Source organism: Paraburkholderia sp. GAS333 (assembly GCF_050435665.1).
Taxonomy (GTDB): Bacteria; Pseudomonadota; Gammaproteobacteria; order Burkholderiales; family Burkholderiaceae; genus Paraburkholderia; species Paraburkholderia fungorum_A.
The window spans coordinates 1-25801 of the sequence record NZ_JBNDKS010000017.1 but is presented as its reverse complement, the minus strand read 5'-3'; the positions used below and the strand labels follow the sequence as shown (position 1 = coordinate 25801).

General features: G+C 55.5%; 16 protein-coding genes and 2 pseudogenes. 7 read left to right on the top strand and 11 right to left on the bottom strand.

Annotated features, from left to right (window positions below):
• Positions 1 to 743: 743 nt before the first annotated feature.
• From ABH945_RS35840 to ABH945_RS35805, 8 genes and pseudogenes are all read right to left on the bottom strand, one after another.
• Positions 744 to 931 (bottom strand): annotated as a pseudogene (locus ABH945_RS35840) (IS6 family transposase); the annotation flags it as partial.
• A 297-nt stretch (positions 932 to 1228) separates the two neighbouring features.
• The gene (locus ABH945_RS35835) at positions 1229 to 2794 is read right to left on the bottom strand and encodes a hypothetical protein (RefSeq protein WP_429253848.1); all 1566 of its coding nucleotides are present in this window, start codon (positions 2792 to 2794) and stop codon (positions 1229 to 1231) included.
• A 1394-nt stretch (positions 2795 to 4188) separates the two neighbouring features.
• Positions 4189 to 5505 carry an oligosaccharide flippase family protein gene (locus ABH945_RS35830; protein WP_429253847.1) on the bottom strand — a complete coding sequence of 439 codons (1317 nt, stop codon included), beginning with the start codon at positions 5503 to 5505 and terminating at the stop codon, positions 4189 to 4191.
• Positions 5506 to 6099: 594 nt separating this feature from the next.
• Positions 6100 to 8196: a haloacid dehalogenase gene (locus ABH945_RS35825; protein ID WP_429253846.1), complete on the bottom strand. Its 2097-nt coding sequence runs from the start codon at positions 8194 to 8196 to the stop codon at positions 6100 to 6102.
• A gap of 854 nt (positions 8197 to 9050) precedes the next feature.
• Positions 9051 to 10088 (bottom strand): glycosyltransferase family 2 protein, encoded by a 1038-nt coding sequence (locus ABH945_RS35820; protein ID WP_429253845.1) that lies wholly within the window; start codon positions 10086 to 10088, stop codon positions 9051 to 9053.
• 354 nt (positions 10089 to 10442) lie between these two features.
• A pseudogene (locus tag ABH945_RS35815) lies at positions 10443 to 11040 on the bottom strand (transposase); the annotation flags it as partial.
• 38 nt (positions 11041 to 11078) lie between these two features.
• Positions 11079 to 11285 carry an IS3 family transposase gene (locus ABH945_RS35810; RefSeq protein WP_429253844.1) on the bottom strand — a complete coding sequence of 69 codons (207 nt, stop codon included), beginning with the start codon at positions 11283 to 11285 and terminating at the stop codon, positions 11079 to 11081.
• Positions 11282 to 13864 carry a GMC oxidoreductase gene (locus ABH945_RS35805; RefSeq protein WP_429253843.1) on the bottom strand — a complete coding sequence of 861 codons (2583 nt, stop codon included), beginning with the start codon at positions 13862 to 13864 and terminating at the stop codon, positions 11282 to 11284. Before ABH945_RS35805 ends, ABH945_RS35810 begins: the two co-directional genes overlap by 4 nt.
• 761 nt (positions 13865 to 14625) lie before the next feature.
• On the opposite strand from ABH945_RS35805, the gene ABH945_RS35800 reads away from it, so the two are divergent.
• The 4 genes from ABH945_RS35800 to ABH945_RS35785 all read left to right on the top strand — a co-directional run bounded on the left by ABH945_RS35800 (position 14626) and on the right by ABH945_RS35785 (position 18935).
• Positions 14626 to 15672, top strand: a complete 1047-nt coding sequence (locus ABH945_RS35800; RefSeq protein ID WP_429253842.1) for a glycosyltransferase family 2 protein — start codon at positions 14626 to 14628, stop codon at positions 15670 to 15672.
• A gap of 50 nt (positions 15673 to 15722) precedes the next feature.
• Positions 15723 to 16727 carry a glycosyltransferase family 2 protein gene (locus ABH945_RS35795; protein WP_429253841.1) on the top strand — a complete coding sequence of 335 codons (1005 nt, stop codon included), beginning with the start codon at positions 15723 to 15725 and terminating at the stop codon, positions 16725 to 16727.
• 919 nt (positions 16728 to 17646) lie between these two features.
• The gene (locus ABH945_RS35790) at positions 17647 to 18057 is read left to right on the top strand and encodes a helix-turn-helix transcriptional regulator (protein WP_429253840.1); all 411 of its coding nucleotides are present in this window, start codon (positions 17647 to 17649) and stop codon (positions 18055 to 18057) included.
• Positions 18058 to 18191: 134 nt separating this feature from the next.
• Positions 18192 to 18935 (top strand): nucleotidyl transferase AbiEii/AbiGii toxin family protein, encoded by a 744-nt coding sequence (locus ABH945_RS35785; protein ID WP_429253839.1) that lies wholly within the window; start codon positions 18192 to 18194, stop codon positions 18933 to 18935.
• 192 nt (positions 18936 to 19127) lie between these two features.
• Here ABH945_RS35785 and ABH945_RS35780 read toward each other — a convergent pair.
• Positions 19128 to 20665, bottom strand: a protein-coding gene (locus tag ABH945_RS35780) for an IS3 family transposase (RefSeq protein ID WP_429253838.1) whose coding sequence is annotated in 2 segments (ribosomal slippage) — positions 19128 to 19411 and positions 19411 to 20665 — 1539 coding nt in all. Because the reading frame shifts where the segments join, the coding sequence is not laid out codon by codon here.
• 324 nt (positions 20666 to 20989) lie between these two features.
• A complete protein-coding gene (locus ABH945_RS35775) occupies positions 20990 to 21223 on the bottom strand; it encodes a hypothetical protein (protein ID WP_429253837.1) in 234 nt (77 codons plus the stop codon).
• A gap of 567 nt (positions 21224 to 21790) precedes the next feature.
• Between ABH945_RS35775 and ABH945_RS35770 the strand changes: the two genes are divergently transcribed.
• Together ABH945_RS35770 and ABH945_RS35765 are read left to right on the top strand one after the other, a co-directional pair.
• Complete coding sequence (locus tag ABH945_RS35770; RefSeq protein ID WP_429253836.1) at positions 21791 to 22852, top strand: serine hydrolase domain-containing protein; 1062 nt, start codon at positions 21791 to 21793, stop codon at positions 22850 to 22852.
• Positions 22853 to 22998: 146 nt separating this feature from the next.
• On the top strand, positions 22999 to 23601 hold the full coding sequence (locus tag ABH945_RS35765) for a hypothetical protein (protein WP_429253835.1): 603 nt from the start codon (positions 22999 to 23001) through the stop codon (positions 23599 to 23601).
• A gap of 138 nt (positions 23602 to 23739) precedes the next feature.
• Here ABH945_RS35765 and ABH945_RS35760 read toward each other — a convergent pair whose 3' ends face one another.
• Positions 23740 to 24327: a DUF6817 domain-containing protein gene (locus ABH945_RS35760; protein WP_429253834.1), complete on the bottom strand. Its 588-nt coding sequence runs from the start codon at positions 24325 to 24327 to the stop codon at positions 23740 to 23742.
• Positions 24328 to 24581: 254 nt separating this feature from the next.
• Between ABH945_RS35760 and ABH945_RS35755 the strand changes: the two genes are divergently transcribed.
• On the top strand, positions 24582 to 25619 hold the full coding sequence (locus tag ABH945_RS35755; RefSeq protein WP_429253833.1) for a hypothetical protein: 1038 nt from the start codon (positions 24582 to 24584) through the stop codon (positions 25617 to 25619).
• Positions 25620 to 25801 lie beyond the last annotated feature (182 nt).

Sequence of the window (25801 nt, the reverse complement as noted above, 5' to 3'; positions counted from 1 at the left end):
CTTGATCGGTGCAATGCGTCTGCGTCGAACTAGATTGACCTGATTGGCAATCGCTCGCTTAGCGGTGAAAAACCCGTTTCCACACAGGCTGGACCTGCAGCAGACCTTGTTCACACCTTCGCCCAGCTGCAACTGTTCCGTGCGTAAGCTTCTGGCCGTATGCAGCGGCCGGTGCGACATTGACATGTGTAAAGCAGACATCTTCCACAAAATGCAGACCATTCTTCTCATGGACGACGACCCGGCCATCCGCTCAGTATGGCGCCGCATTTCCGACTATCGGAATCCTGCGTGTGCGCTACTTCGCGTCGACTGACAGCGACATCGCCGCGATAAACGAGCGTTGCGAAGGAACCGCGCTTGAAGGACCATAATTTATGGCCTAGAGTGACAGCATCCTAGTTAAAGGAAAGAAAACCATGACTTCCTTAGCACTATGTTATTCCATAATAATGGGGAAACAGAGAAAGGTCGGAGCGTTGTCGCTTGCAGCGATGCTTTGGATCACTACAATGAACGCGCTGGTGTAGGCGGACACCTCTCCGCTGCGGCTGTCGCGGCTGCGCAGTTTTTCACCCACCCACGGGCGTTTTACGTTGCCAGCAAGGCGACCAAGGGAAAGATTCCCCTTTCCGCACACAACATCCATCTCTCTTATCGCAGGCCAAAGACGCGCGACAATACCCGACCCTGAGGTTTTTTGTTCGGGCCGCTGCGGATGTGACCTCGAAACGCAGACCGCTCCTGCGAAAGATCTTCTCGAACAATGGCAGACCGCGCTCACCCATCATCTCTTGGAATTATGAAGGCTTAACGACTAGGCTTAATACCACTGCACACACAACGGGATTACGTCGAGCGGACAGTGCAGTCGCTTGAGTGCCTTTGCTGTGCCGGCAGGCAGGGCTTTGCTCGCAGTCGCCTTCTTCATGTCACGCTTAACCTCAGGAAAGTGTCCGCCTGTTTTAACTCCTGCCTCCTTAGCGCGACTCAATCGGGAAACGAGAACATATTTAATGCGATCCAAAGATCACGAAGCTCCGTTGCTTGCGTACCTTTCCGTGGGATCAATATCCAGCGTAAGCCTGTTTCCCGGCCAGCGCGGGATGCAGGTTACGCACCATGATCCGGCCAGACGCGCCAGTTGAAAAATCAAGGGCCCCCCTTCGATCCTACAAGGGGAGCCCGTGTCGTGCCACGCCAGTCCTGCTGAAGCCAGACAGGGGGCCTAGTTATCCGGGTTAGCCTTCGTGAAGGCGACGAACGAGTTATACGACGGATTGTTCGGCACACCGTTGACCATGATGCCGTACTCGGTGTTGCCGCTGTCGAGCACGTAGTACATCACCGACTGGAGGTCATGCGTCTTTCTATTCGCATAGAACTCGGTTAGCCTCGACGTAATATAGGTCGAACGATACGCTTCGGTCTGCTCCGGGCCGGTGTTCCACTCGGAGATGATGAACGGTACACCATATCGCGCTTTGCAGTACGTCACCAGATCGAAACCGGGGCCCGCGCCGTCGGTGCCTATGTCGAAGATATCACCGTAGACTTCGTAATTGTGCCAGGTGGTGATGTCCCAGCGTACGGTCGGATGGCCGCTGGATCCGTCCGGCTGCATCCCCTCCCACAGCGCATCGGAAGCGCCCACGTCGGCCACGCAGAAGTTGATGCCGCACTTCGCGTTCGACTGAACCGACTTCACGCCATCGATCATGCCGCGCATCACGCCGCGCATGACCGGCCAGTTCGTATTATTGAAGTCCGACGCCTGGTCGCCCGCGTAAGAGAAGTTCATCACCGTCGCGTTCTGGCGCGTCAACTCGTTGCCGCACTCGTACATCGTCACGCCATAGGGCGCCAATGTCGCTGCAACCGTCGCCGCGCAGGCATGGCCGCGCGTGTAGGCGGCGGACTCGCTCGCCATCAGATTGCCGCTAGAATCGGTCACACCCTGGTTGATCAGCACAAACAGCGTGAGACCCGCCGACTGAAAAGCCTGTGCAATCTGGCTTACCGCCCACAACTGGTGCGCATCATCCGTACAGCCGACCCGGTAGCTGGTACAACCCATCTCCTTCATGATCGAGACCAGTTGCGCGGGGGTGTACGCGTAGTCGTAGTGACCGTTCATGCCGAAGAACGAACCGGCGGTCGCCGCCTTGGCGATACGCGGATCTGAACAGGGCAACCAGAACGAGTAGATGTTGCAGTTCACGTACCACTGGCCACCGGTGCCGCAATGCCACAACTTGCCGCCGTACCACAGCAGGGTGGATACGTTATACGTGTTGCCGACCGTCGCACCGTTCTTGTAGATCACACCGCCAACCACGGTCCAGATCGCGTTGTTCTTGTCGATAATGTAGGCGGACGTAGGAATCGACGTGCCGTCGGCGGAGACCCCGCCCAGGCGCGGGTCGTTACAGGCGGTCCAGTTCGAGCCATTCCATGAAAAGAACTGACCACCCGTGCCTTTGGTGTAGATAGTGCCCGCGTAGTACAGAACCAGTGTCGTGTTGTAATTGTTGCCGGCATCGACGCCGTTCTTGTAAGCAACGCCGCCCGACAGGGTCCAGGTTGCGCCGGTGTTGTCCGTGATGGACGATGCCGGAGGAATCGTGGTGCCGCTCGCCGATGCGGCGCTTGAATTGGCCGTTGCCTTGGCAGTCGCTGCATTAGCCGCTGTGCTGGTCCCTTCGTCGGAACCTCCCCCGCCGCCGCAGGCGCTCAAAAGATAACTTCCACCGAGAGCCGCAAGGCCACTCATAAATTGACGTCGCTTAACCATAAAGAATTAATCCCGCTGTCGAAAAAAATATCGACAAAATCCAAATATATGTTTTGGAGGTTTTGAATAAGGCATGCGAAAGGACAAATAAAATCTGCGTTTTTAGTCCTTAATCAAAAAATCTTTTTAGCGCATCCCGCGAAAAGTTATAAGAGCTTAATTACCCCTGCGACACTAATTAATCAGACGAGATAAATCCAACAACGGATGGGAATATTCGCGAAATGCGAATTAAAGCACGTGTGTGCTAACGTCTGACAAATCATGGAAGGCAGGATGATCGCTACCCACTAATGCCCCGTAAGCATTCTGCCGAGCGCTGCGCAAACGTTTCACCGCGCGATCAATTGCTCACGCTTTTTCAGCAAAAAATTCCCACAGAGGCTGCGACCGGGGTAAATCGTACCCGTAACACGCGACACGACACAGCAGAAATGGTCGATTTTTGTAAAATAGCATGAATATTTCTAATAATTTCCATGGCGGCAAAAAATCTTGTTTTCTCATGATGATAAGCAGTTTGAAGCCGCTCGAATTTTGATTATTCGACCCTATAAATAAATTGGCGGAATGATTGTCTGAAAACGCAGAGTTACCCAGGTAAAACCCGATGCCCGATAATCGTGCTGATCGTTAACAACTGGTTACATAAAATCTGCCGATTTCCTCTGGACAAATATATTTTCTGGCGCCGACTTTTTCTCGTCGCTCCGATATGTTTCTGAAAGCTTCACACGCAAATCGCAGGGGTCCAGAGGTCCATGACGACGTCATGACATTGACGTGCGATTCGATCGGCATCGTCAGGTGACGGAAAACAATTTCTGAAGCGGGAGAATCGCGATAATTGATTAATATCGAATCAATAAAAATAAAATGAATCTGGGAGATTTTCAATGAGGGGAGAAAATGCCGGCAGACGCGTCCGGGGAGGAGCGTTTCAAACGCAAACGTTTGACAGTGGATGTGTGCTACCCCACAGACACATCGTCAGTTTTAACTGAACAGTACGTTTTAAACGAAAATGAACGTTCGCGTTTTTTTAAATAGCCGATCGGGCAGCGCAGGCTGGCTATTAAACTGGTGTCGCATCGGAGCGCCGCGTGTGCCTCGCCTGCTTGAGGCGGCAGAAGCAGTACCGGGTGCGCTCGAGAACGCTTACAATCGCCCAGCCAGAGCGTTCGCGAATGGAAGGATGATAGGTCAGTCGAGGATGCGGCTTGGGGTCTCAGGACCCAGACGTCCAGTCGTCCCGCGTAAAGCGAATATTCGACCCGCTAGTCTGGATCACTGGGCCGGGGATTTTTTAAGACGGGAAACAGGCGCAAGCACGCGGCCCTCCCGCCATAGGCGGATATCGTCGGCAACGATTTCGCCCGCAGAACTACGCAGGCTCAGTCATCTTTGCTGCCAGGCGTCGGATGACGAATATTGAATGCAGTCTTGATCGTTATGCTCGCTCGTCCAAAGCCGGGAATCAGACGGATCAGATCGAGGCGGGCCATCATCGCCAGCAAGATGACCGACAGCGTTGCCTCGCCGATCACCCGGGCAAATGCGAGTCCGACAGCGCCGAACCGGGGGGCCAGCATAAGGGCGACCAGTATGTTCAAGACCGCCGTGCCGAGGCCCACGCTAGCCAGAAGACGATCCTTTCTACGAGGTAAAAGCACATAACCCGCGATGAACTCGTTGAAGGCAACGAACGGGAACATCCAGGCGAAGATCTGAAGGATGTGAGCGCTGTGCGCAAACGACGCACCCAGGATCAACGGCAGCACGAAAGGAGACAGCGTGAGCGCGCCGCAGCAGGCTATCAAACCGTAGCTCATCAATAGCACCGCGCCGCGTCGGGTGGTCTGGTGCGCGCCTTCCGCGTCGCCCAGAGAGAGTTGGCGCGTAATGGTAGGAATAAAGACCTGCGCCGCCGGCCCCATCAATCCAAGGCCGATTGCTGCAAAGCGTTCCGCCGCGCCAAAGTAGCCGACCTGCGCAGGCGTGGACAGCAGCGTCAACAGATAAGTTGACGAGGCCGTCAAAAGCCTGGGCGCGGAGGAGTAGACGAAAAGCATCGTCGAACTCCGGATCAGAGCAACAATGCCAGTCCATTTGAAACGCGGCCATCCCAACTGCGCTATTGCAAGTCCATAAGCAATGACCGAAGACGCCACGCCCGCTATCAGCAGGCTCGCGATGACCCAGACCGCATCCTTCGGTCCTCGTACGATCGTCAGCACCAGTACGAGACTCAACGCAAAGCCGAATACTTCGATAATGATCGGCGTGCGAAACTGGTGACGGCCCTGAAAAAGCCAACCGAGATTGATACCGGACACAATTCCCAGTAGCGTAGCCATGATGCCGATCATCGGTATCTGGGAGAGGACCGGCGAGCACATCGTGGCGATAATCCCGACACATGCGCCAACGAAACCGTTCACAAGACGCGCACTGAGATGCAGCGAAAGGATCTCATTACATTCAGAAACCGATTGCGCCTTGGATATGTCCCGCATGCCGACAGGTTCGAAGCCATAGGCGACGAGCATCCAGATCACACTCATCAGCGACATGGAGGCGAGCACCTGGCTGTATCCCACGACGCCGAGAGTCCGGCTGTAAAACGGCACCACGATGATGAGATACATGTACCTCAGCACATAGCCGCCATACATAAAACCGACAGTGCGGACGCTCTTTCGTCTATCCATTCTGTTTCTCCGACTTTATCCGACTAGCTATTCAGTTCGATCGAGAGAGGCGCGCCGCTACGGTGGACAAGGCGCAGCACGAAGCACGCAAATCAGCGTGCTGAGGTGTGCCACGTTGACTCAGTATCACTGATGTCAAAAGTGGCCGTGAGCGCGGTGCATCGCGCGACATTCGCCGGCCCTGCCGCGTCGTGCTGGATGCTGAAGCGCCCGGATGCGCAGCAAACGACGCATTGATTACGTGACAACGCCGCCTCGCGCCACGCCCTGTAGAACCTCGTCATATGCCGAGTGATTGTGTCATGGCTCGGGAAGAGTCGCGGAGCGCAAGAGCCAAAACCGCGCATCGCGGAAGCAAATTTAATGCTCCTCGACACGCCGTAGATGTGTAGTTGGCAATGGGATGGGATCTGGACACCCTCAGGTCTTGCTACGTTGCGGGTCGTCCACCGTTGAAGGGGCAGCGGCATGCGCGAAAAAAGGTCGCGCGCAAGCCGCGTGGCACTATGGAACTACCGGATGGCGTCATGAGACTATCGCTACCCATCACGTCCACAGCGCCGTACGCGGCGAGCGCCAGAAGCCGAACGGCCACTATCGAGCACTCAGGCGCCTGCGCAAGCGTCGCGCCATACCGAGACTTCGCAGCATCGCTCCGGCCGCGATCGGCGGAACCGCGCGAACTACGCTTGCCTCAGGCCATTCGGAAATGAGGGGTTCCCCTTCGCGCCCTCGCAGCCTGTCCAACCACTCCCGCGCGTTGAGCGACAATGGCGGCGCGACTTCTTCGAAAACTTCATGCAACTGATCGCTGGCGTGCGGAAACGAGCCTAGCGCGCTCGCCTCTTCCCGCGAGGGGGAGCCGATCACCTGTTTGGTGACGACAGCCGCTCCTGTCGTCAACCCGTCCAGACAATCCAGTATGTCGATGCCGGCCGCCTTCAGGACGGCCAGCACATCGTCAACATACGCGTTCACCACGTCGTGCTGAATTTTCAGGCCCCATGCCTGTGCCTGCGGATTGTCTTCAGTGAGGAGCGTTGGAGCGACCGAACCATTGGCTACGCGGTGGTAACCGGTCGTCGTGCCGTGGTCCGCCGCGCACAAAGCCTCGAAGATCGGTCCTCGCACAAGTGCCCGTAGCGGCTCCGCAACGGGCTCGCTGAGATAGTCGTCGAGACTACCGCAGTCTTCGGGACGATGATAAAGCCCGAAGTAAAAACCCGAAAAGCGCGCGCTGAAACCGGGGTCTTTGCTATTTGCGACCTTCGCCATCGAACGTTGCAAATTGGCCCGCCATCCGATATCGACGACACCGACGTTCCCTTCGGCAAAGAAGGCTTTCTGGTCCAGATATTCAAGCAACAGTTGTCGCGCAGACGCGCCGGTCGTATTGATCAGATCGACCAGTTGTCGGTCTGCCCGGATAGCCAGCATCAATTGATTGATTTCGGTCCCATCCAGCGCGAGATGGGGAGAGCGAATTCCGAGCCGCTCCTGCAACGCGGCGATGGCCGGATGATCGATACCCAGGTTGAATTTCCTGAATACATCGGCCACGGAACGGCCGGCGCTAAAGCCGAAATGGCCGAGGTCGCCTTCGGAGACGTCGAGAAGAGCCGGCAGGTGAAGCGACTGCCGCGACACGTACAGATACTCCAGGTTCATCGATGAGCCACGCGAGGCCATGATTTTTCTCGCGATAGACAGGAGGATCTGGCCATCACGCGCCAGAAAGAACAGATGGTCGATTTTCCTGCGCCGGGCCTGCACAAGAATCCACGTGACAAAAGCAAGGAGCAACGGACCGACGAAGCCGGCCGACAGTTCGGCCAGCGCCTGGGCATGCGCGCCGGCAGCATGGATCCGCAGGCGCGCGGTGCGCGCGCTACCGGCCATAGCGGACCCGAGCAACGGCGGATCGATCGCGGCCCGACCCAGCTCGCGCTCCAGTCGACCGGGCGACGCCTTGAAGAAGGGTGCGGCACGGCCTCCGGTACGCCAGACCTGAAACACGTCGGTAAAAACGCTGTCGCCAACGTGCAGGTGTTTCACGCCTTTACTTCTGGCGTCCGAAAACAGGCTTCCCGTTCTCTTGGTACGACCGTTCTCGCACGAAATAAACAGCCGGGCTGGGTCCACGTGCAAGCCGCATCCGCTCAGCATGACCTCTAGGTCCGGTCGCGAAAAATAGATGTCCGAGATAATCGCCGTCTTTCCCATTGCAGAGAAGCGATTGAACATCTCCACCATGCTGGTGATCGGACGCAACAGGTTCTTTTCGATCTCGACTTCGATGGCACGCGCCGCGGTCAGGACCTCGGCTGGCAAGCCTGCCGACGCTCCGATCTCGGCGTAAATCGTATCGAGCGTCACTTCACGCTCCAAGGTGGTTTTACGCGCGCTCCACTCCGACGAGTGCCGGATAGTCACCCATTTACGAGGCTCCACGACCTGGCCGAATTGACTTTGCAGCCGATACCCCGTGATCAGGAACACATCGGATGGCCGCCATAAGGGCCTCGTCACCAAAGTATCAAAAGCATCAAATGAAACGAGGCCATTCCCGGCCCATATTCTCTGCGCATCCCCGTCATGGATTGGAGCCCTGCCCGCCAGCAGATGCTGGATGCCGAATGCCACGAATCGTTGGTTGATGACGCGTTCGAGCACGAGATTCGTTGCCCTCATCAAAGTCCTCCGCCTTTCGAAACAAAGATTGTTCTCGTCGTTGTCGCACTCGCAGCTGCGCGCGCGACCAGGTTTTCGGCACTCCCGGTTCGGGCTCGGGACGCGTCTCTCAGACCACCGACCTCTCATTGCCGAACTGCTGATGAATATCCGGCGGTGATGACTCACCGTGCGCTCGCGCGACTACCCGAACGAGTCGTTCGGATGTCGTGAAATACGAATTTTGAAAAGGACAATGTATCGAAACACGCGGTGAGAATCTAACGACACCGCATTTTGTGAAGACCCGCGCGCTACTGTGAGAATTAAACCTGAAGATAAAGGTACCCGGGTTTTCCCACAAAGTCTAGGGAACACATTGACAAGCGGCTGCATATCAGCGATCTCTCCGAGCGTGGCCCAAGCTGCGTGCAAGACGGCCGTTTTCTTTCGAAACTATTGCTGTCGCCTCGCGATTCGAAGCGGTCGGAAACAGACTTGATGGCGTCCGATTCTATGCGGCAACATCGAGCAGACCGCTCACGAATTTTTAGCGCGTCCGGGATGACCGAGGAAACTGGATCACTGATGAGGAATGCTAATATCGACAAATTAATTGAACTGAGTTGAGCAATTTTTTCCCGATCTTTCCAACAGGTCGATTGTGACGCGGGACTGCCTCTAGAGCACCCGAGCATTTTGATGGCCAAGCGATACACGATCAATTCATGAACTGCAAGACCTCATTTCTTCCCGTGACGCAGACTTATGGATAGATCGACGCGCACTAACCTTTGCGGAGCAAAAAATTTGGACGATATATTTCCGTCCGACGGCATCAGCCGTGCTACCGATGGTTGTCCCGCCGTGTGGGGTTAAAGCCCTAATGTCTCAGCGCGACGTCTATTTCTAAGTACGATCCGGTAAAAACGCTTCTTGAAGAACTGCACGGCGCATCTCAGGACTCCGGGATGATCGATCGTGTGACGAAGGGCAGCGGCGAATCGCCTTTCGTGAACCGCCTCGGTGACATCGACCCAGCGTAGCGAGGCTTCGAGCGAGCGATGTCGACTCGCACACGCACTGCCGAGTCGTCCTGAGAGAGCATGCGATGCGCGGAAACGGGCGTTCGCTTCGAGCATGCCTCGGAGCGCCTGTCGATCCGCCGACTTATTGGTGGATAGCGAATCAATACGCCGACGATAGTGATAACCCATACCCGGATAGACGACCAATCCTGCCTCGCGTCTCACCAATACGCGCAACAAGAGATCAAAATCCTCACCGGAACGAAGGCGCTCGTCATACCACAGACCAGATAAAAGTTCAGTTCTGATCATCGGCTTGAGATAGGCGAGATGAGGCGCTTTCACCAATGCACTGGCATCGAAGGTCTTGGCCGTTTGCAGCTTAAGCAACGAGTGCCCAGTGAGCACGCCGCCTGGGTTCATAATGAGTAAGTCATCGGCTATGATCCCGCCGCCCTCCGACTCGCCTTTTGCCAGTAACGATGACAAACGACTATCATCGAACGTGTCATCACTGTCAAGGATGGTGGTCCAGCGTCCTCGCGCACGCGCCAAAGCGCGATTACGTGCAACCGAAGGCCCCGCGTTTACTTTCGACGTGAGCAAAACGATACGTTGGTCGTTCCCGGCAGCGGCGCGGACAATGTCTACACTGGCGTCCGTTGACGCATCGTCCACCACGATAAGCTCCCAGTCTGCCAGCGTTTGTCTCTGGACCGACTCGATCGCTTGTCCAATCCAACTCTGTCCATTGTAGTTGGCCATTATGACGGTAACCGAGGGAGCAGCCATACGAACTAAAATGCCATTCGCAATCGGTTCTTCGGTGCTGTCGAACTCACGAGGAGCAACCTCGGAGGTCTGATTTTCGCCAGTTGGGTTCATGGTCCTCCATGATTGCAAAGATGCAGCGCGTCGCGTAAAAGCGCTACAACTCATTTGGCACACAACCACGGCATGTGAGTCTTGCTCAGCTTCTCAAGCCGCAATCCAAAAGATCGCAATTCAGCATCCTTTGCCGGCCGTGTCGTCTACGTCTATTGCGACGAGCAAGTGGAAGAGGCGATGCCACGGTGAGGATCAACAAAGTCCGGGGAACTACGCACGGATGAAACTGTGGCTTAGACCATTTAAGCTAATATGAGTGGATATACAACAACACGATCCGCTGGCGCAAACCTATTCCGACGAACCGCACGGCTCCGTTTTAATATAGTCCTTATGGCGACGCCACGGAATGCGCTGACCGACATTGCAGAAAATCTGTCGCCTTTGTGCGACCTCCTCTGCCGCTTCGTCGGCGTACAGCCGATAGACCCGGTTACGACACGCGGCAGCCTTCGCGTTTAAGCAGCACACGTACGCGTCGGTAACCGTACCGCTCCCGGGTCTGCGGGATCTCGCGCGTACGCTGGCGTAATGCCGTCTGTGGATCCTCGAAGATGCGACCGTAGTGGTGCTGCACGCCTGTTTGACCAGACAGCGCGCCCGCTGCGTCGAAAGACCGTATTAATCCATGATGTAGGTCACTGCGTCCCTTTATCAGCGCGCGCGGGGCCGCCTTTTTTATGGCAATACCCTGCAGGATCGCTTTGTCCAGACTGAGTTTTGCAACGAGCTTCTTGAGCCGCGCATTTTCATCGTCGAACTGCGCGAGTTCGCGGACCTGGTGCGACTCCAGGCCTGCGTACAGCCTCTTCCAGCGATAGTACGTCTGATCGGAAATACCCAACTGACGGATCAGATCCGCCACCGGCATATTTGACTCGGCCCGTTTGAGCGCGGCCACGATCTGTTCTAAAAAATACTGTTTTACCTTTTGTCGCCAATCGCCCATGACAGGGGGCGCTCCAAAACACTAGCACTCATTTTTTGTCAAAAATTTCGACGGACATCAAATTGCGTCCGGTATTGTACGGGGCTGATGCCCTGCAATTCTAGCTTGACGCGATCATGGTTGTAGAATTGGATACGGTCCCTAAATCCGGCCTCCAGTTTGTCAGAGTCGTCACTGGTTGAGATAAAGAACTCGGCCTTCCGACAATCAGCCGCCAGCCGAAATGCTGCGCTGAGATATTTCAAGTACCTATCTTGACTTGCTCGCCGTCGCGGGCCAACGCAACGCTGAGGAAATTATGCCAGTCGCTTTCTAAATTAAAACCTGTCGACCTGAGCTTACTGTTGTCGATGCGACAAAAACCTATGGGTAAGCGTCGGGACAGGCGCTTACCCATTGCCAATCCCTTGAGGAGATCAAAAAAAAGTGGAATATAAAATAGGCGCTGGCGACCGACGTGATGATAGAGGTCCCTATAAGTGGGTGAAGCTATATCTGCAATATTGAACGCATCAATCCCGACCGTTTTACCGTCGTTTAGCGAAATCTGTAATAAATGGGAGACAGCCCTCGCAACGTTATGAGGGGAAATGTAATGGCTGTTCCGATACATCGTCGCAATTCGTGTCGCGCGCCCCCACGCGAGGCATTGTTCGAGCTCGCACGACCGCCGTACCATTGCAATCCTATAAAGGTCGACATGCATATGCTGCGCGTACTTTGAGATCACGGCTTCTTCCGCCCGCTTGCTTCGCGCATATTCACGCATGGTGCCGTTTTCAAAAAATTGCTTGTCGATCGCAACGTTCAGATTGAGCAATGGATTACTTTCCGTTATTAGTCGGTTCGTGGGGGAGCCATAGACCGCGATCGAACTGGCATGACCGAGATATTTGATTCCATTTCGCACGCAAGCTCGCACGAGTCGCTCAAGATTGACTTCATTGGCCACGTGCATGGCCGGTGCGCCGGGGCGACTGGCCGCTAAGTGAATCACGGCGCTCACCCCGCCCAACAGGACATCCAAATCAGCATCAGTCTGATCAATTTTGGAAAAATCTGCTTGTACCCATTCGACACGGCCGTCGGTGGGTAGCCGTCGATGGAATTGACCTCGCACTCGATAACCTTTTGCAAGCAGTTGAGTAACAATTTCCGTTCCAAGATTGCCGGTTGCACCTGTAACGAGCACCAGTGGGCTGATGTCATCCAACGAGGCTTTGTTCGTTAGTTCCGAAAGCCGCTGCGACGCAAAGCATTCTCTTAAATGGTCTGCGAGTCGGATAGACAGTGCAATAGTCATCAGGGTCGGATCGACATGGCCACTGGTAGGAAAGACTGAGGTTCCGGCCGCGTAAAGGCCTTTTATTTCGTGAACCTGAGAATTTGGGTCGACGACGCTTGATGCAACATCGAGCCCCATTCGCGTCGTGCCGGATGAGTGCCCTCTCTGAGGCAAGAAGATATTGGCGGGGTCACGAGCGGTAACAGACGGCGACAACTGGAAACCACCAATACCGGCCACCTGAAATTCTCTCGCCAACAATGCCCCGATCTCCATTACGCCGCGGCGCACCTGTTCGCCGGCATCCCAGGCGATCTTCGGTATTTGCAACCCTAGCAGGTCGCGATGCCGGGAAAGTGTGACACGATTTTGCGGTAGCGGCGGCTGCTCACAGACAACGTCTAAGTTGACGTACTCAATCTTTCTCGCTGAGTTTCTATTTACATGCCTTGCTAGCGTCTGGATTAGGTTGCCCGATGAGAGGCATGCATTTGCACGGACCGCCATATTGGTCAGACGTTGCTGCTCCTGAACGATTGGGGTTACCGATAATCCGTGCGAGTACATGAAAGCACGATGTTTAGCCACCAGCGTAAAAACGCCAAACATCGATGCAACTCCGCCCAGAGTGGGCGCCGAGAAACTACCCAACGGCGTGGTTGGATGATCCATCAGATACCGACCAACGACATCGTGCTTATTGCCTAGCGCGGTGCCCTTATTATCTTTTGAAAGGAGAAGTATGCGTGCGTTCTCCACCGCGCCAGCAGCAATCACAACGTAGCCGACATTGACAAAAATATGTCTGTTTCCTGACATAGACGAAATAATTTGAACCCCGGTGACTTTACCATCGTCACACCTGATCGCACTCGCCGTTGCATTAAGAAAGACAGTCACATCATGGTGATTTTCTTTGCGGAAGTCCTTTCCAATCCGCATCGCGTCATTCGTGCCATCCAGCGACCGCGGTATCTGCCAGAAATAGGACGAAAAGGAAGTCAACCGGTCGATCTCAGGTGGCATTATCGGTTGGCCGCTGAGCCAAAATCGGTTATTCATCAGCAGCGGATTCACCCCAAGGCGTTGGGCTGCTCGTGCCATATAAGGTGCGAGCACTTCCATACTCAGTGGCCACCCAGATTGAGCCACCCACTCGCGTTTATAAAAGTCCATGACATCGAACTGTGCCACCTCTCCCGACCACGCCATTGCGGAGCCGCCAAAAACCCGACACCGAAAATCGTAAATGTGAGTATTGGTAACCCGGAATTTCATCCGATCAGCCGGCGACATATCCCGGACGAAGTGAAGGTCCTGTCGGCCACCGACTCCATCAACCTCAACAGCATTAAGCGCTTCATGATCTTGCGTCTCTTCCAAACTACCGCTTTCGACGATGAGCAAACGCAGACCTTGTCCGGAAAGTTCGCGGGCTAAAGTCAGTCCGGCGGCACCGGCCCCGACAATCAAGATATCGAACACAGCTACATCGATATTCGCATTACGGGTTTTCTCAAGATCGACGTAAAGTGTCATCGCTTATTCTCGTGCAGTTGTTAGCGGCCTCTATGAATTCGAAACTGATGACGCCAGCATCCGCCGCCCCCGTTCAAGATAGAAGTCGCAGCTTGCACCAAGGGGCGCCGGTAAAAAGACCATGAAGAGATTTTCCGCATAGTAGTAGCTGTTCCGTAACGCATTGTTCCAGTTTAAAGTGCGGGAACCGCCTAAGCATATGAGCCAGTTCCACGAACGACGGCGTTCGATGACCGCAGCAATTGCCGCTAAATCGTAGTTATAGTCCGGAACGGCAACATTCAGGAGTTCCTACTTCCTCAGCATAGGCTAAAGGTTCCGCATCCACGCGGGAAGGCGACCGTGGAGCATCTGAAACAGTGGAGCCTGCATACCTGCAATATGCTCATTCTCTCCAAGCCAGCGCCCGATCTCGCTGTGTCGCGCTCTGCGAAGCTTCGATGCACCCCTGCGCCGTCGATTAGACGAGATGTGTGGGGGAAGCGCCATACTGGTCTGCTTTCTGCGTCTTAATGGCATGTAGTTCAGACAACCTAGCACTTGGCGTTAGGAAGTCTGGCACCCTGCTTAGTTGCTGCACGGCAGTGAAAACGTCGTACGCAAAGACATTCCGCCTCGCCACTTCTGAAATATAGGTATTTTTCGCCTATGTTTGGCGGAACCCGCGAACAGCAAAGCTGTACCGTTTTATGGAATGGTATCTCGCGAAAGGCTTGCCAATGCGTTCGAGTGGCCCGAACTGTTTAAGCTGGAGGTAGTTGATGAACGTCGAAGGCAGCAAGTGTTTAGCAAAATCCACCGATCTTTTCTTTTCGATCGTTATTGCCAACTACAACTATGCGCGATTTGTTCGTCAGGCCATTGAGAGCGCACTGACACAGGATTGGTCCGACACTGAAATAATCGTTGTCGATGATGGTTCAACGGATCACTCTGCCGAAGTTATTCGTTCATTCGGCGACAGCATTACTGCCATATTTAAGGAGAACGGTGGGCAGCGCGAAGCGAATAACGTGGGGTTCGAACGAAGTACGGGTGACGTTGTGATCTTCCTCGATGCGGACGACATTCTCGTTCCCGGCGCGCTGCGCTCAATTGCTTCGGTCTGGCGACCCGGCCTCAGCAAGGTACAGGTGTTGATGGAGCGCGTGAACGCGCAAGGTCTACCCATACAAAACGCGATTCCGAAGATTCGAAACGTAATTCCAAAAATTCCGCCAGGACTCTCGTCGGGCGCAATCCGTCACTGGGCTTACGAAACGTCTGAATATCCAACACCGCCGGGCTCCGGAAACGCTTACGCGCGTCACTTTCTCGAGAAGATCTTCCCACTCGATTCAACCTATGATTCTTTCACGGATTCAACATGTATTGCAATGGCGCCTTATATGGGCGATGTCGAGACAATCGCCGCACCATTGGTGCTCTATCGCATGCATGGCGCCAATGACAGTGCTATGAGTGCAAGCGTGAGCAACTTTGGGCGCGAGATCGCCCGGGCACTAAAGCGCCACAGTGCTGCGTGCAAAGCCTGCGCAATGACCGGCCAGCGTTCGCCGCCGCTTAGCAGCCTTTTTGCTGCGCCTCATTTGCTTCAACTGCGCGTGGCTTCCTTACGATTAACGCCTCAACAGCATCCCTTGCCTGGCGATAGCCGCGCTCGCGCCCTTCGCGATGCAATCTCCATCCCGTTTCGCAAAAGTTTTGAGCGTCCGGGGTTTCGCTGTCTTATTGCGGGATGGAGCATCGCCACCTTGCTTGCACCCAAAGCCATCGCGAGCAGACTTATACGCCGCCGATTCATTTGAAGGTATCCCCGCCGCCCATTAATGCCTTCCGTCCTTGCGTGTGAGTCGCCATGAAAGAAATGACCGTTGTGATCTGCAACTATAATTGCGAAGATTTCCTCGCAGAGGCAATTGATTCGGCCCTCGCACAGGACTACCTGAATACCCACGTTATTGTGATCGACGACGGATCGACAGACGGGTCGCGTCAGGTCATGGCTCCCTATGGCGCGCGCATAAAGACCGTCTTCAAAAAGAATGGCGGACAAGTGTCGGCCTATAACGTGGGGTTGAATCTGGCCAAAACTGATTATGTGCTGTTTCTCGATGCCGATGACGTGCTGTATCCGGGCGCTGTGACCGGCGTGATGCGGCACTTTGAACGCGAAAACCTGGCAAAAGTGCAGTTCCGCCTAGATATCATCGACCACACCGGCAAGTTAATGGGTGCCTATGTACCTCACTCGCGGATTGACGGCGACTGCGGAAAACTTTTGCTCGACGGGTGGCTTTACCCGTCGCCACCGGCCTCCGGAAATGCATATAGCGTGAGTGCGCTCAGAAAAATTTTCCCGGTTCCCGAATCAGTGGTTGACCGACACGGTGCTGATTTTTATGCAATCTATGGGTCGGCTCTGATCGGGTCGGTTTCAAGCATCCCGCTTTCTCTCGGCGGATATCGGGTATCCGCCGACGCGGGGAGAGACGTGTCATTTGCTAATTCCGATCAGGCGGGGAAGGCACCGCGAGCGATCATATCGCGCTGGGTGACGCTGCGTGAGCTGGCATCGCGCCGACTGGGAATGCAACTGCCGCCGGATTTTCATGATTTTTCATATGAAAGAGCCTATTTTTATTCGAGTGTCTATCGGGCACCGTTTATAACCAGATGGCGGTGGATGTTTAGAGATTCACACCGTTATCTGCATACGATCGTGGCAAATCCATTCTGGAGTCTGAAGAAGAAAGTTGGAACGCTCGCATTGTCCAGCCTTTGTCTGCTTCCATATTCACCTATCGCTGACTACGCGGTTCGTTACATCTGCAATCCGTTAGCTCGCAATAGCGCGCGTTAGAAGGGGGCTTTGTAGCTGGCCAGCGGCCCCCGGATGTATTGACCTACCAGCGGCTGCAGCGAGAGGCAACAACATTGCGATGCCGTTGACCGTAGTTTGGCAGTTCACGCTCTTTTCTAAAGCTTGCGCCAACATGAACGCACAGAATGCCTTGTGGTCAGGGCATCCCAATGCGGATCTCCTGAGGGCCGCAAGGGTACTGATTGACGCGGCTAAGGGCGATCGTGAACGGTATCGCCTGCAGCGAATCGGCAAAGAACTCCCTGTTTGGTCAATATCACTTTTGTCTGGGTCGCCGTGGCGTCGAGCCTTGAAGTCATGCGGTCGAGCAGCGATCCCGATCACGAAAGTTCCAAACGTGGTCCGATGCGAAGGACTCGTTAGCGCACTGATACTTGATGCGTTTTGGCCCGATTCGACCGCCATAAAATGAAGACTGCCCTCTCTTCGGAGAAGTAGGACCTGGATGAGAGGCGAAGGCGGTCCAAAATAGAGGGCACTGTCCGTTCCATCTCGACCCAAAGCAGAGCGCCGCATAAATTACCCGATTGACCGGTACAGACGAAGTCGCAGGTACCCGATGCAACGTCTCGCCGTGGCCGATCCGCGTCCATGAGATGCCGCTACCCAACCGCCTATTTGGAATAGCGGACGGAGACAAGATCGCATGAATCGAATAAGTCGGGATCAACCACGGCCCGTTTGCTCGCCCGCGCGATTGCCCGGTCAGGCGAGCCACTGTCGAGCGGCTCCGCCAGACATAGCAGGCCCGCGAATTCACCTTTCAAAACTCCTCCGTGTTTAAGAGTTAGTCTATTTGGGCATCATTCAAGGCGGCCCACGTTTCGCAAAGCGTGCTTCTGTCGCTTGGCCAGAATGACGAGGTATAAAATCGTGCAACCGTGAGCGAAACTTGAAAATGGATCGCGATGTAAGATTGCTCTTTTTATTTGTGGCCGTATGGCATGCCCGGCCAGACCTGAGCAATGAGGCGCACATGGACGATCCGTCTTCCGAATCTGTCATCGACACCATCATCCAAGCGGCCGAGCGCCTCGGCCGGACACAAAAGGCGCTTGCCGAGGCGGCGGGTGTTTCGCGGGAGAACGTGTCGCGCATTAAGCAGCGGGGGTCGGCCCGTCTCGACGTTCTCGAGCGACTCGCCTGTGGTGTCGGTCTACGGGTGGTCGCCGTCCCGGCGGAAATTGAGCCCGGCAGCCGGCCGGTCATGCAGACCCAACAATGTGCTCGCAGGGCCACATTCAAAGAGCGTCACCCGGAACTGGTGTGGCCCAACAGTCCGGCGCGCCCTGCTCGACCCGAGTTTTAACACCCTACTGGATGTTGCCGTCGAGTTTGGACCGGATGCAATCGAGCGTGAGTGGGTGAGCCTTCTACAAGATCCTCCCCGGGAAGTCCGCCGCGCGGCGCCCGTCACGGAGCACATTTTGGGGAACATCCGGCGTGGATACGAAGAGGCTTCGCGCTGATACTCGACTGGTCTCGGAGCGTTTAAACACGCATCCGCTTCTTGAGGGCTTCGTGCTGATTGGCGACACCTCACGGACGCTGCGAATCGGACACCGCCTCAGCGAGGAACTGGTTTTCGCATGGCTTGGGCAGACGCTTCCCCACCGGCGGCTTGGCGTTCTTGCGCGCGAGCTAGCAGATGCCGGAATGCCGATGCGGCTCAACCATAGTGCGATTATCGAGGAGTCATTCTCCAAGGACGGCCTTGCGCTAAAGGACTATCAACAGTATCTCGCGATGGATGCGGTGAAGGTGACGTTCGTCTGTCTGGACCCGCCAGCGGGCAAAGCATTGGAAGGCGAACAGAGCGATCCGCTTCGGGTCGCCACGCCGGACGAGATCTTCTCGACAACATGTCTCGCTTGCGCCGAGCGGTCAAAGATTTGTGATTGGTTCGATCTATACGTACTCATGACCCGTCATGGCTACACAATCGTCGACTTCTACCGCGTTTTCGTGCGTTACGACGCGTTAGGCAAGTACGACATTGCGGCGATGCGTCTGCGTTCCGGGCGCACGCAAGCCGGCGATGAGGGGGATGAGCGGATGCTTATGCTCGAAGACGCCCCACCGCTCGAGGACATGAAACGGTATTTCAATGAGGAAGTCGACCGGCTCGAAGTGGGGCTTGCGGCAGGTGCCTTTCGCGCCGCGCGCCGCCTGTACGATCAGGGCTAGGCGTGTTCATTTTTACCCGATACGGGGCTGCGGACAAAATCTTGGACTACCTAGAGGTAGCCCGTGTACTCGTACGAAGAACGCAATCGAGGAGTTCGGCTGTATCTGAAGTTGGGCAAGCGCATCAGGGCGACCTGTTGATTTTCACCGAGTCTTAACACACCGGGGATGCGGACATTTTCCTGGACTGATTTACGTCGTTAGCCCGAGGCTTTCACGGTACTCGATGGGGCTGAGATAGCCGAGGGAGCCCTTGATCCGTTTGTCGTTGTACCAGCAAATATAGGCGTTCAGCGCTTCAACGAATTCCGCGATGGTTGTCGAACGCCAGTCCCTTGGATAGAACATCTCGGTCTTCAGCCTGCCGAAGAATCCCTCACATGCCGCGTTGTCTGGTGAGCAGGCTTTACGCGACATGGATCGGACCAGATTAGCTTTTGCAACTCGCGATAGCCAGCCCGGCCAACGGTAGTGGCCCCCCGATCTGAATGCACGATTGACGTCTCATCGTCCTCGGTCACGGTCTCGATAGCCGCATCTAACATGGTATTCACGAGCTCTGCGTCGGGGCTTGTGCCAATCGTCCAGCTGACTACCATGTCATCGAAGCAGTCGATCATGGGCGTTAGATATACCTTTCCCGCGGGAATCTGGAATTCGGAGATATCCGTGACCCACTTTTCGTTCGGGGCGTCAGCGTGGAAATCGCGATTGATGATGTTATCTGGGGCAGGGCTGATTTCTCCGATATAAGAACGATATCGGCGACGCTTGGGCCTGGCCGCGTGGAGGCCGCCTTGTTTCATGAGGCGACGCACGACTTTCTCCGATAGAAGCACCCGTTGTCGGCTGAGCGCTGCCTGCACCCGACGATAGCCGTAGGGTCCGTGATTGTCCTCGAAGATCTCAGCAACGGTACAACGGACCTCTGCATATTTGTCGGCAAGCCGTATGGACGACCGATGGTAGAAATAGGCACTGCGCGCCAGGTCTAACCGCGCAAACATCTCAGCCAAACCATATTCTTCTCTCAGGGCGTCAACCAGCGTCGTCTTCTCCCGGTTGCTCAGGAGTGGCAGGTCGACGCCCAGTTCTTTTTTTATGAGTTCATTCGCCTTCTTTAGCAGGTCGCGTTCAAGCTGTAGATTGCGAATGTCGCGCCGGAGCCCTTCGATCTGCCGCTCCAGTTCATCCCGATCCGTCTCTGTGCGTGATCCCTTGTCGCGTTTCATGGATGCAGGGGCCTCCCGGCCGAGTAACTGGTTCTTCCAGTTGTACAGCGTCACCCTGTCGACGTCCAGCTTTCGCGCCACCGCCTGTGCGCTTCCTTGCCGTGTGCACAGTTCGTATACCGCGGTCTGCCTGGCGGCTAATGACGCGGCCGGTCGCCCTCGTTTGCCAACCACGTATTTCCTTGCTCCCGGATAGTGCTCGCGAACCCACGCCGTCAGTATCTGGCGACAGGGGTAGCCTAATGCCCGGAGGGTGAAGCTGACGCACCGCCCGTGATTGACGTAATGCTCGAGTGCCAGGTTCTTCTGCTCCTCTGAATACTTCGGCTTTACGCGAACATAGTCTTTCTGCAGATCGCCACTACTCTCGAATTCCGCACACCACGCCTTGAGAGAATTCTTCGTCGGGTAACCCAACTGGCGAATTGTTGCCTTGACGCGCTTCCCGAGCTTCAGGTACAGCTCGACCGCCCGAACGCGGTCTTCGTATGAATACATGGACTACCTTCAAAGTAGTCCAGGATTTTGTCCGTATCCCCGGTGGTCAGTTCGGCGTGGACATCAACAGTCATCGTTCAGAATCAATACGAAGCGAGCATCATGCTGCTGAGTAAGTTCGTCGATAAAACCAAGGATTTCGTCAACCGATAGCTTCCGATGCTTCCGCTCAATATCGTCGAGCACGACGATGCGGCCGCGGAGAAATTGGGCACCACCAATAGGGCCAGCTCATCGAGAGCGCCGAACGCCCGGTTGACCGATTTCAAAACCTCCGATCCGGCTTTCGCGATCCTGCGGATGCGCTCAGCTCAAGCCGAATCGTCAGCGGCTACAGGCACCGCCGCGCAGCGCTTTGAGTTGTAGTTGATTAATATCCGAGACGCCGAAGACAGATACATAAACCGCGCGCCCGATCTCATCATCCCCGCTATTCTCCTTGAAGTTGCGCCATAAATGGCTCTTTCCAGTGCTCCATTTTCCCGACACCGCGATGACACGGTTTTCTTGATCCTGCAGCGCTGCAATCAAATGTTTCTTGGTGTCTTCCAGCGACATGTTTGCCTCGTATGTGTGTGTTGCCGATCGTCTACGATTATGCCCGCGCGCCACTACAGGAGCCCGCTAGTGCCGCGGGATTCCTGACTTCTGCGAACGGTGAGTCGCATAAGTTGCAACAAGTCAACGACTGCTTCCAGGTGCAGAAGAGACGATCAAACTGCGCAATTCAGTTCGCCGCAAATGTCGCTTGTTGGCCGGCTCGAGGCAGTGTCACCCGTGATTTGCTCGCCGCAAAGCGGTCCTTGAGCAAGAGGCTACGAGACTCCGAACATAAACTGAACGACGACCTCGAACGGCTGTTCATGGCCGAGCCCGTGTGAAAACGCGCGTTGAATGTCGCACCTGAAAAAACGACCCTTCAGATCGCGCTGTATTGGCGTGGCTGCCACTTGGGAAGGATAAAGCGACACCCGAAAACAGAGTACTTTCGCGTTTTCACACGGCCTTGACCCACAACGGACGGTCGTCTCGCTAAATCGCTGACATTGGGCATCAAAGCCTTCGCCGCAAACCTGCCCAAGCGTACGTTATGCTGCGAAGCACGAACGCACGTGAGTCGACTACATGCTTAACAACGATCACCCCAACCTTAAAGACCTCGATGGTCGAGTTGCTGCCTTCCTTGCCGATTCGGGCGGGGCGTTCAGCGGAGCCTATCTGGTTGCAATCAACGGCGCGTTGATGCTCCAAGGCGCGCGAGGCCTTGCCAATCGAGAGTTCGAAGTGCCAAACGGGCGGTCGACGCGGTTCCGCATTGGCTCGATTACGAAACAGTTCACCGCCGCCGTTGTTCTGCTACTTGCTGAACAGCGAATGGTTACGCTTGATGACCCGGTCGGTCGTTTTTTGCCCGAAACGAACAATGTATGGCGCGACGTTACGCTCCGAATGCTGCTCTGCCACCGTTCAGGCATCCCGAGTTACACATCGCTGGAGAGCTTCCCAAAGGAGATATCGAAGATTGATCGCACACCCCGCGAAATTATCGGATTAGTGCGTGAGCTACCACTGGATTTCGCACCTGGATCGCGGGCGCTGTACAGCAATTCCGGATATACCGTGCTGGGCTGCGTGATCGAACAGGCATGTGCACAAGCTTATGCCGAGGTGTTGCGATCGCTACTATTCGAGCCGCTAGGAATGGCGGATACCGGGTGCGACGATGGTCTTTCAGTTATTCCGGCTCTGGCAAGCGGCTACGTCTATGACGATGGGGAATGGCTGCGTGCTCCGCATATCGCTATGAGCTTACCTTTCGCCGCTGGCGGTCTATATTCGACAGTCGATGACCTTGCCGTCTGGCATCGCGCATTACATGATGGCCCCCTTTTGCGGGACGATTCCCGCAGCGTCATGTTCACCGATCACGGCGATGGTATGGGACTCGGGACAATGGTCAACAAGGGCGAACCGCGAATCCGATTTCATGGGGGCGGGGTAAACGGTTTCCTTGCCGCCGCGTCGCGCGTGTTTGCCGAGAACTGGACGGCGGACGTAATTGTGCTGGCAAACAACGGAAACGCTGATCCAAAGCTGAAAGCTGATCCTTTCTATATTTCGAAAGGTTTGCTTGCGCTCGCATCGGGCAATTCAGTTGATGCGCCGGGAATCATGCCTCTCGGCTAGCTGGTATCGGTTCGATTGTTAACTATGTGGCGGCGCACGACGAGTGACGCCTCTCCCGTCCGACCCCCAAGGGACATTCAGTTTTGCGCAGAGCGGCTGTTCGCGCAGCGGATAATGCAACCTTTTGGCCAACGCGCCCCCAGATCATGACCATTACTGCTTTTGGCCCCGTCCAAGCCGGTCCCAACGGGGACTCTTTCCATCTGGCAGTTCCGGGTACGCCTGCCTCGCTTGTGCTCTGCCTTGCGGATCCCAATCGCCCGTCGACGACTCTGGACACCCTGCGCGACGGGCAGATGGTCTCGGCCGTGGAACTGTACGCGCTGCTGCCGGCTCTTGCCGACGCACACTGGAAACCCATGGACAGCGGCGGCCTTAATGGGTTCAGGATCGGCTGGATCGAACATCTGGACGAGTTGCGGGTCATCCTCACGGTCAACGGCACGACCCGCCAAGATATACCCGGCAGGGCGTTCGTGGCCATGACGGAGGCTGCGAACGCCGTGTCAGAGGCGCTCCGCCTCGCGCGCGATGCGATGACCGGTTACTTGCTTTTGACGGCGGGCGGAAAGGAATTCACGGCTTTCATCCGCCCCGATAACAGTTGGTGGGTTGCGGAGTCGGTGTCGACGAACGACGCTCGGCGAATTGCACGCGTGAAGGCCTATCGCACCGATGACAATCCACAGGCAGCACTTAGAGCATGGGCGTCCTCGCAGGGACACCCTGTGATCATCAAGCAGCGTTAGGCCGCCATGTCCATTGACCGCTGATAGCCCCGCCACTTCATGCAGACAGCACGAGTCTACTCGGGAGGGACAGTCGTCGCCCTCGAAAACGACGGCTTATTCCCACGTGGTGGAGCGACGTCAACCCGACGTCTTCTGTCAGCCTTCGGTCAACCATCCCTCCATCTTCATTCGCTCACGAACCGTGTCCGCATTCCAGGCCGTCAAGACCTCGTGAGCAGTGCAGTAGGCTCCGTCAGAGAGCCAAGGTTTGACTGACTTAAACCGGTCCAACCAGAACCGTCCTGCTGCGGGTGGGGCGTCCGGTTGATGCAGAGCGCTATCAACGATGTTCGCCGCTTCCAACTCCAGCAGTGCAGCGAACGTCGGCTCATCAAGTTCCGCTAAGGTTCCAAGAGACGGAAGAGGAACGGAGTAAGCTCCGGCCGCTTGAGCGGAGAAGAACGCATGACGATCCGCCAGGCAAAAGAGATACACAAGCGCCTCGGCATCCTCGCCGATTATTTCTTGTATCTCTGGGCGTCGTTCCAGCGAAACGGCCTTTTCGCGAAATTCCTCAGTCCCATAGATACTGTGAAACGCTGCGGCCGCGACAAGAGCGTGTGGACCGCCCCACTTCGCAATCCATCTGCCGGTCTCGATAAGATGCGATGTCAGTGGTCGCCTAAAATGAAAAATTTGGTCGGTGCCGAACTTGCGGACTTCGCGCTGCAGTTGCTCAAGCATAAGCACCCCTCATGGTCGACGGTGCTCAATTGTTAGCGATGTAGCCCGAACTGTCGAACTACTCAAACTGGCCGAATACTGACTCATGCGTTTTGCATGAAAGCGCCGATGCGAGGCGATCGTGCGAGAGACGGCCAGGTTTGCCTGCAACCGCACATTCGAGCCAGTGTAATGCGCAGAACCTTCTGACCTGTCAGGCGGTCGAAAATGCAAGATCCTAAAACCGGAAGTCTGCGCAGGGAACCACCAACACGATGGCAGCAGCTGCAACCCCGATTGATCCGATTGTCGGCATTCTTGACGCTTTCGACTCCCACCAGATCGTTGCGATGTGTGATGGCGGCCACGGATGTGAGCAAGCTTATGCATTCCGCGCTTCGCTGATCAGGGATCCCAGATTTCCGCGTATCGTGAACGACATTGTGGTTGAAAGTGGAAATTCCCTCTATCAGGAAATGATGGACCGGTTCGTCGCTGGAGAAGATGTGCCCGATATCCAGCTCCGACAAGCGTGGCAAAACACTACGCAGCCCCACGACGTATGGGACCGTCCAGTTTATGAAGGGCTATTTCATGAAGTCCGGAATTTGAATGCCTCCCTTCCAAAAGACCGTCAGATACGCGTATTGCTCGGTGATCCGCCGATAGACTGGTCGAAAATCAACAACGCAGAGGATCTCAGCAACGCTTGGGGCGCGGTGGGTGATCGCGACAGTTGCGCCGCAGAAATTATCCAACGCGAGGTCTTGGACAAGCACCGCCGCGCCTTGGTGATCTACGGTGGCATGCACTTGTTGCGTAAAAACCTCTGCTGGCAAGCGAAGGACCGGCCGCATGGGACACAACAATTCAACCCGTTAGCGACGGGCGTGGTTTCCATGTTGGAAAGCCAAGGCACCGAAGTCTACTCTGTGTGGGTGCCCGTGCTAATTGATCTGGCGACTGTTCAGTCCGAGGTCTCGTCGTGGCACAGGCCAAGTCTTGCGCATATTGAAGGTACGCAGCTCGGGATATCAAGCTTCCGGTCCTATTACCCGCACCCTTTGTTCGTTAGGGACGGCGATGGCCTCGTGGAGCTTTATGTGGACGCCGCACTCTCTCCAGTGATGGAAAAGCAGTTCGACGCCATCCTCTATCTGGGGCCGCCTTCCGAGTTGACCTGGAGCCAGCTATCTCCTGGACTCTCCGCCGACCCGGAATACCTCAAAATGCGGTCAACCCGACTTGCATGGGCTGGAATCCCTCTCTCAGTTGATCTGGAGAAGCCCCGCCAAACTCCTGACGTTGACTGATCCCATTGCATCATTTTCGCGTCAGGCAGGCAGAACTGAGCGTCTGATTGTCGACAAATTGGCTGTCGACGGTGAACGTCTCAAATTGGCCGAGGCTGTGTAAAAACGTGCAGAACAGCCGGTTAGTGAAGGCCTGTGGGAAGCACGATTGCGTTAGACCGATACGCAAGCGGACGAAGCCA

What these genes read in the sequence shown, in the direction of transcription:
- ABH945_RS35820 (WP_429253845.1), bottom strand. Translation starts at nt 10,088, where the DNA reads ATGAACCCAACTGGCGAAAATCAGACCTCCGAGGTTGCTCCTCGTGAG.
- ABH945_RS35835 (WP_429253848.1), bottom strand. Translation starts at nt 2,794, where the DNA reads ATGGTTAAGCGACGTCAATTTATGAGTGGCCTTGCGGCTCTCGGTGGA.
- ABH945_RS35795 (WP_429253841.1), top strand. Translation starts at nt 15,723, where the DNA reads ATGAAAGAAATGACCGTTGTGATCTGCAACTATAATTGCGAAGATTTC.
- ABH945_RS35805 (WP_429253843.1), bottom strand. Translation starts at nt 13,864, where the DNA reads ATGACACTTTACGTCGATCTTGAGAAAACCCGTAATGCGAATATCGAT.
- ABH945_RS35770 (WP_429253836.1), top strand. Translation starts at nt 21,791, where the DNA reads ATGCTTAACAACGATCACCCCAACCTTAAAGACCTCGATGGTCGAGTT.
- ABH945_RS35765 (WP_429253835.1), top strand. Translation starts at nt 22,999, where the DNA reads ATGACCATTACTGCTTTTGGCCCCGTCCAAGCCGGTCCCAACGGGGAC.
- ABH945_RS35755 (WP_429253833.1), top strand. Translation starts at nt 24,582, where the DNA reads ATGGCAGCAGCTGCAACCCCGATTGATCCGATTGTCGGCATTCTTGAC.
- ABH945_RS35825 (WP_429253846.1), bottom strand. Translation starts at nt 8,196, where the DNA reads ATGAGGGCAACGAATCTCGTGCTCGAACGCGTCATCAACCAACGATTC.
- ABH945_RS35775 (WP_429253837.1), bottom strand. Translation starts at nt 21,223, where the DNA reads ATGTCGCTGGAAGACACCAAGAAACATTTGATTGCAGCGCTGCAGGAT.
- ABH945_RS35790 (WP_429253840.1), top strand. Translation starts at nt 17,647, where the DNA reads ATGGATCGCGATGTAAGATTGCTCTTTTTATTTGTGGCCGTATGGCAT.
- ABH945_RS35800 (WP_429253842.1), top strand. Translation starts at nt 14,626, where the DNA reads ATGAACGTCGAAGGCAGCAAGTGTTTAGCAAAATCCACCGATCTTTTC.
- ABH945_RS35830 (WP_429253847.1), bottom strand. Translation starts at nt 5,505, where the DNA reads ATGGATAGACGAAAGAGCGTCCGCACTGTCGGTTTTATGTATGGCGGC.
- ABH945_RS35760 (WP_429253834.1), bottom strand. Translation starts at nt 24,327, where the DNA reads ATGCTTGAGCAACTGCAGCGCGAAGTCCGCAAGTTCGGCACCGACCAA.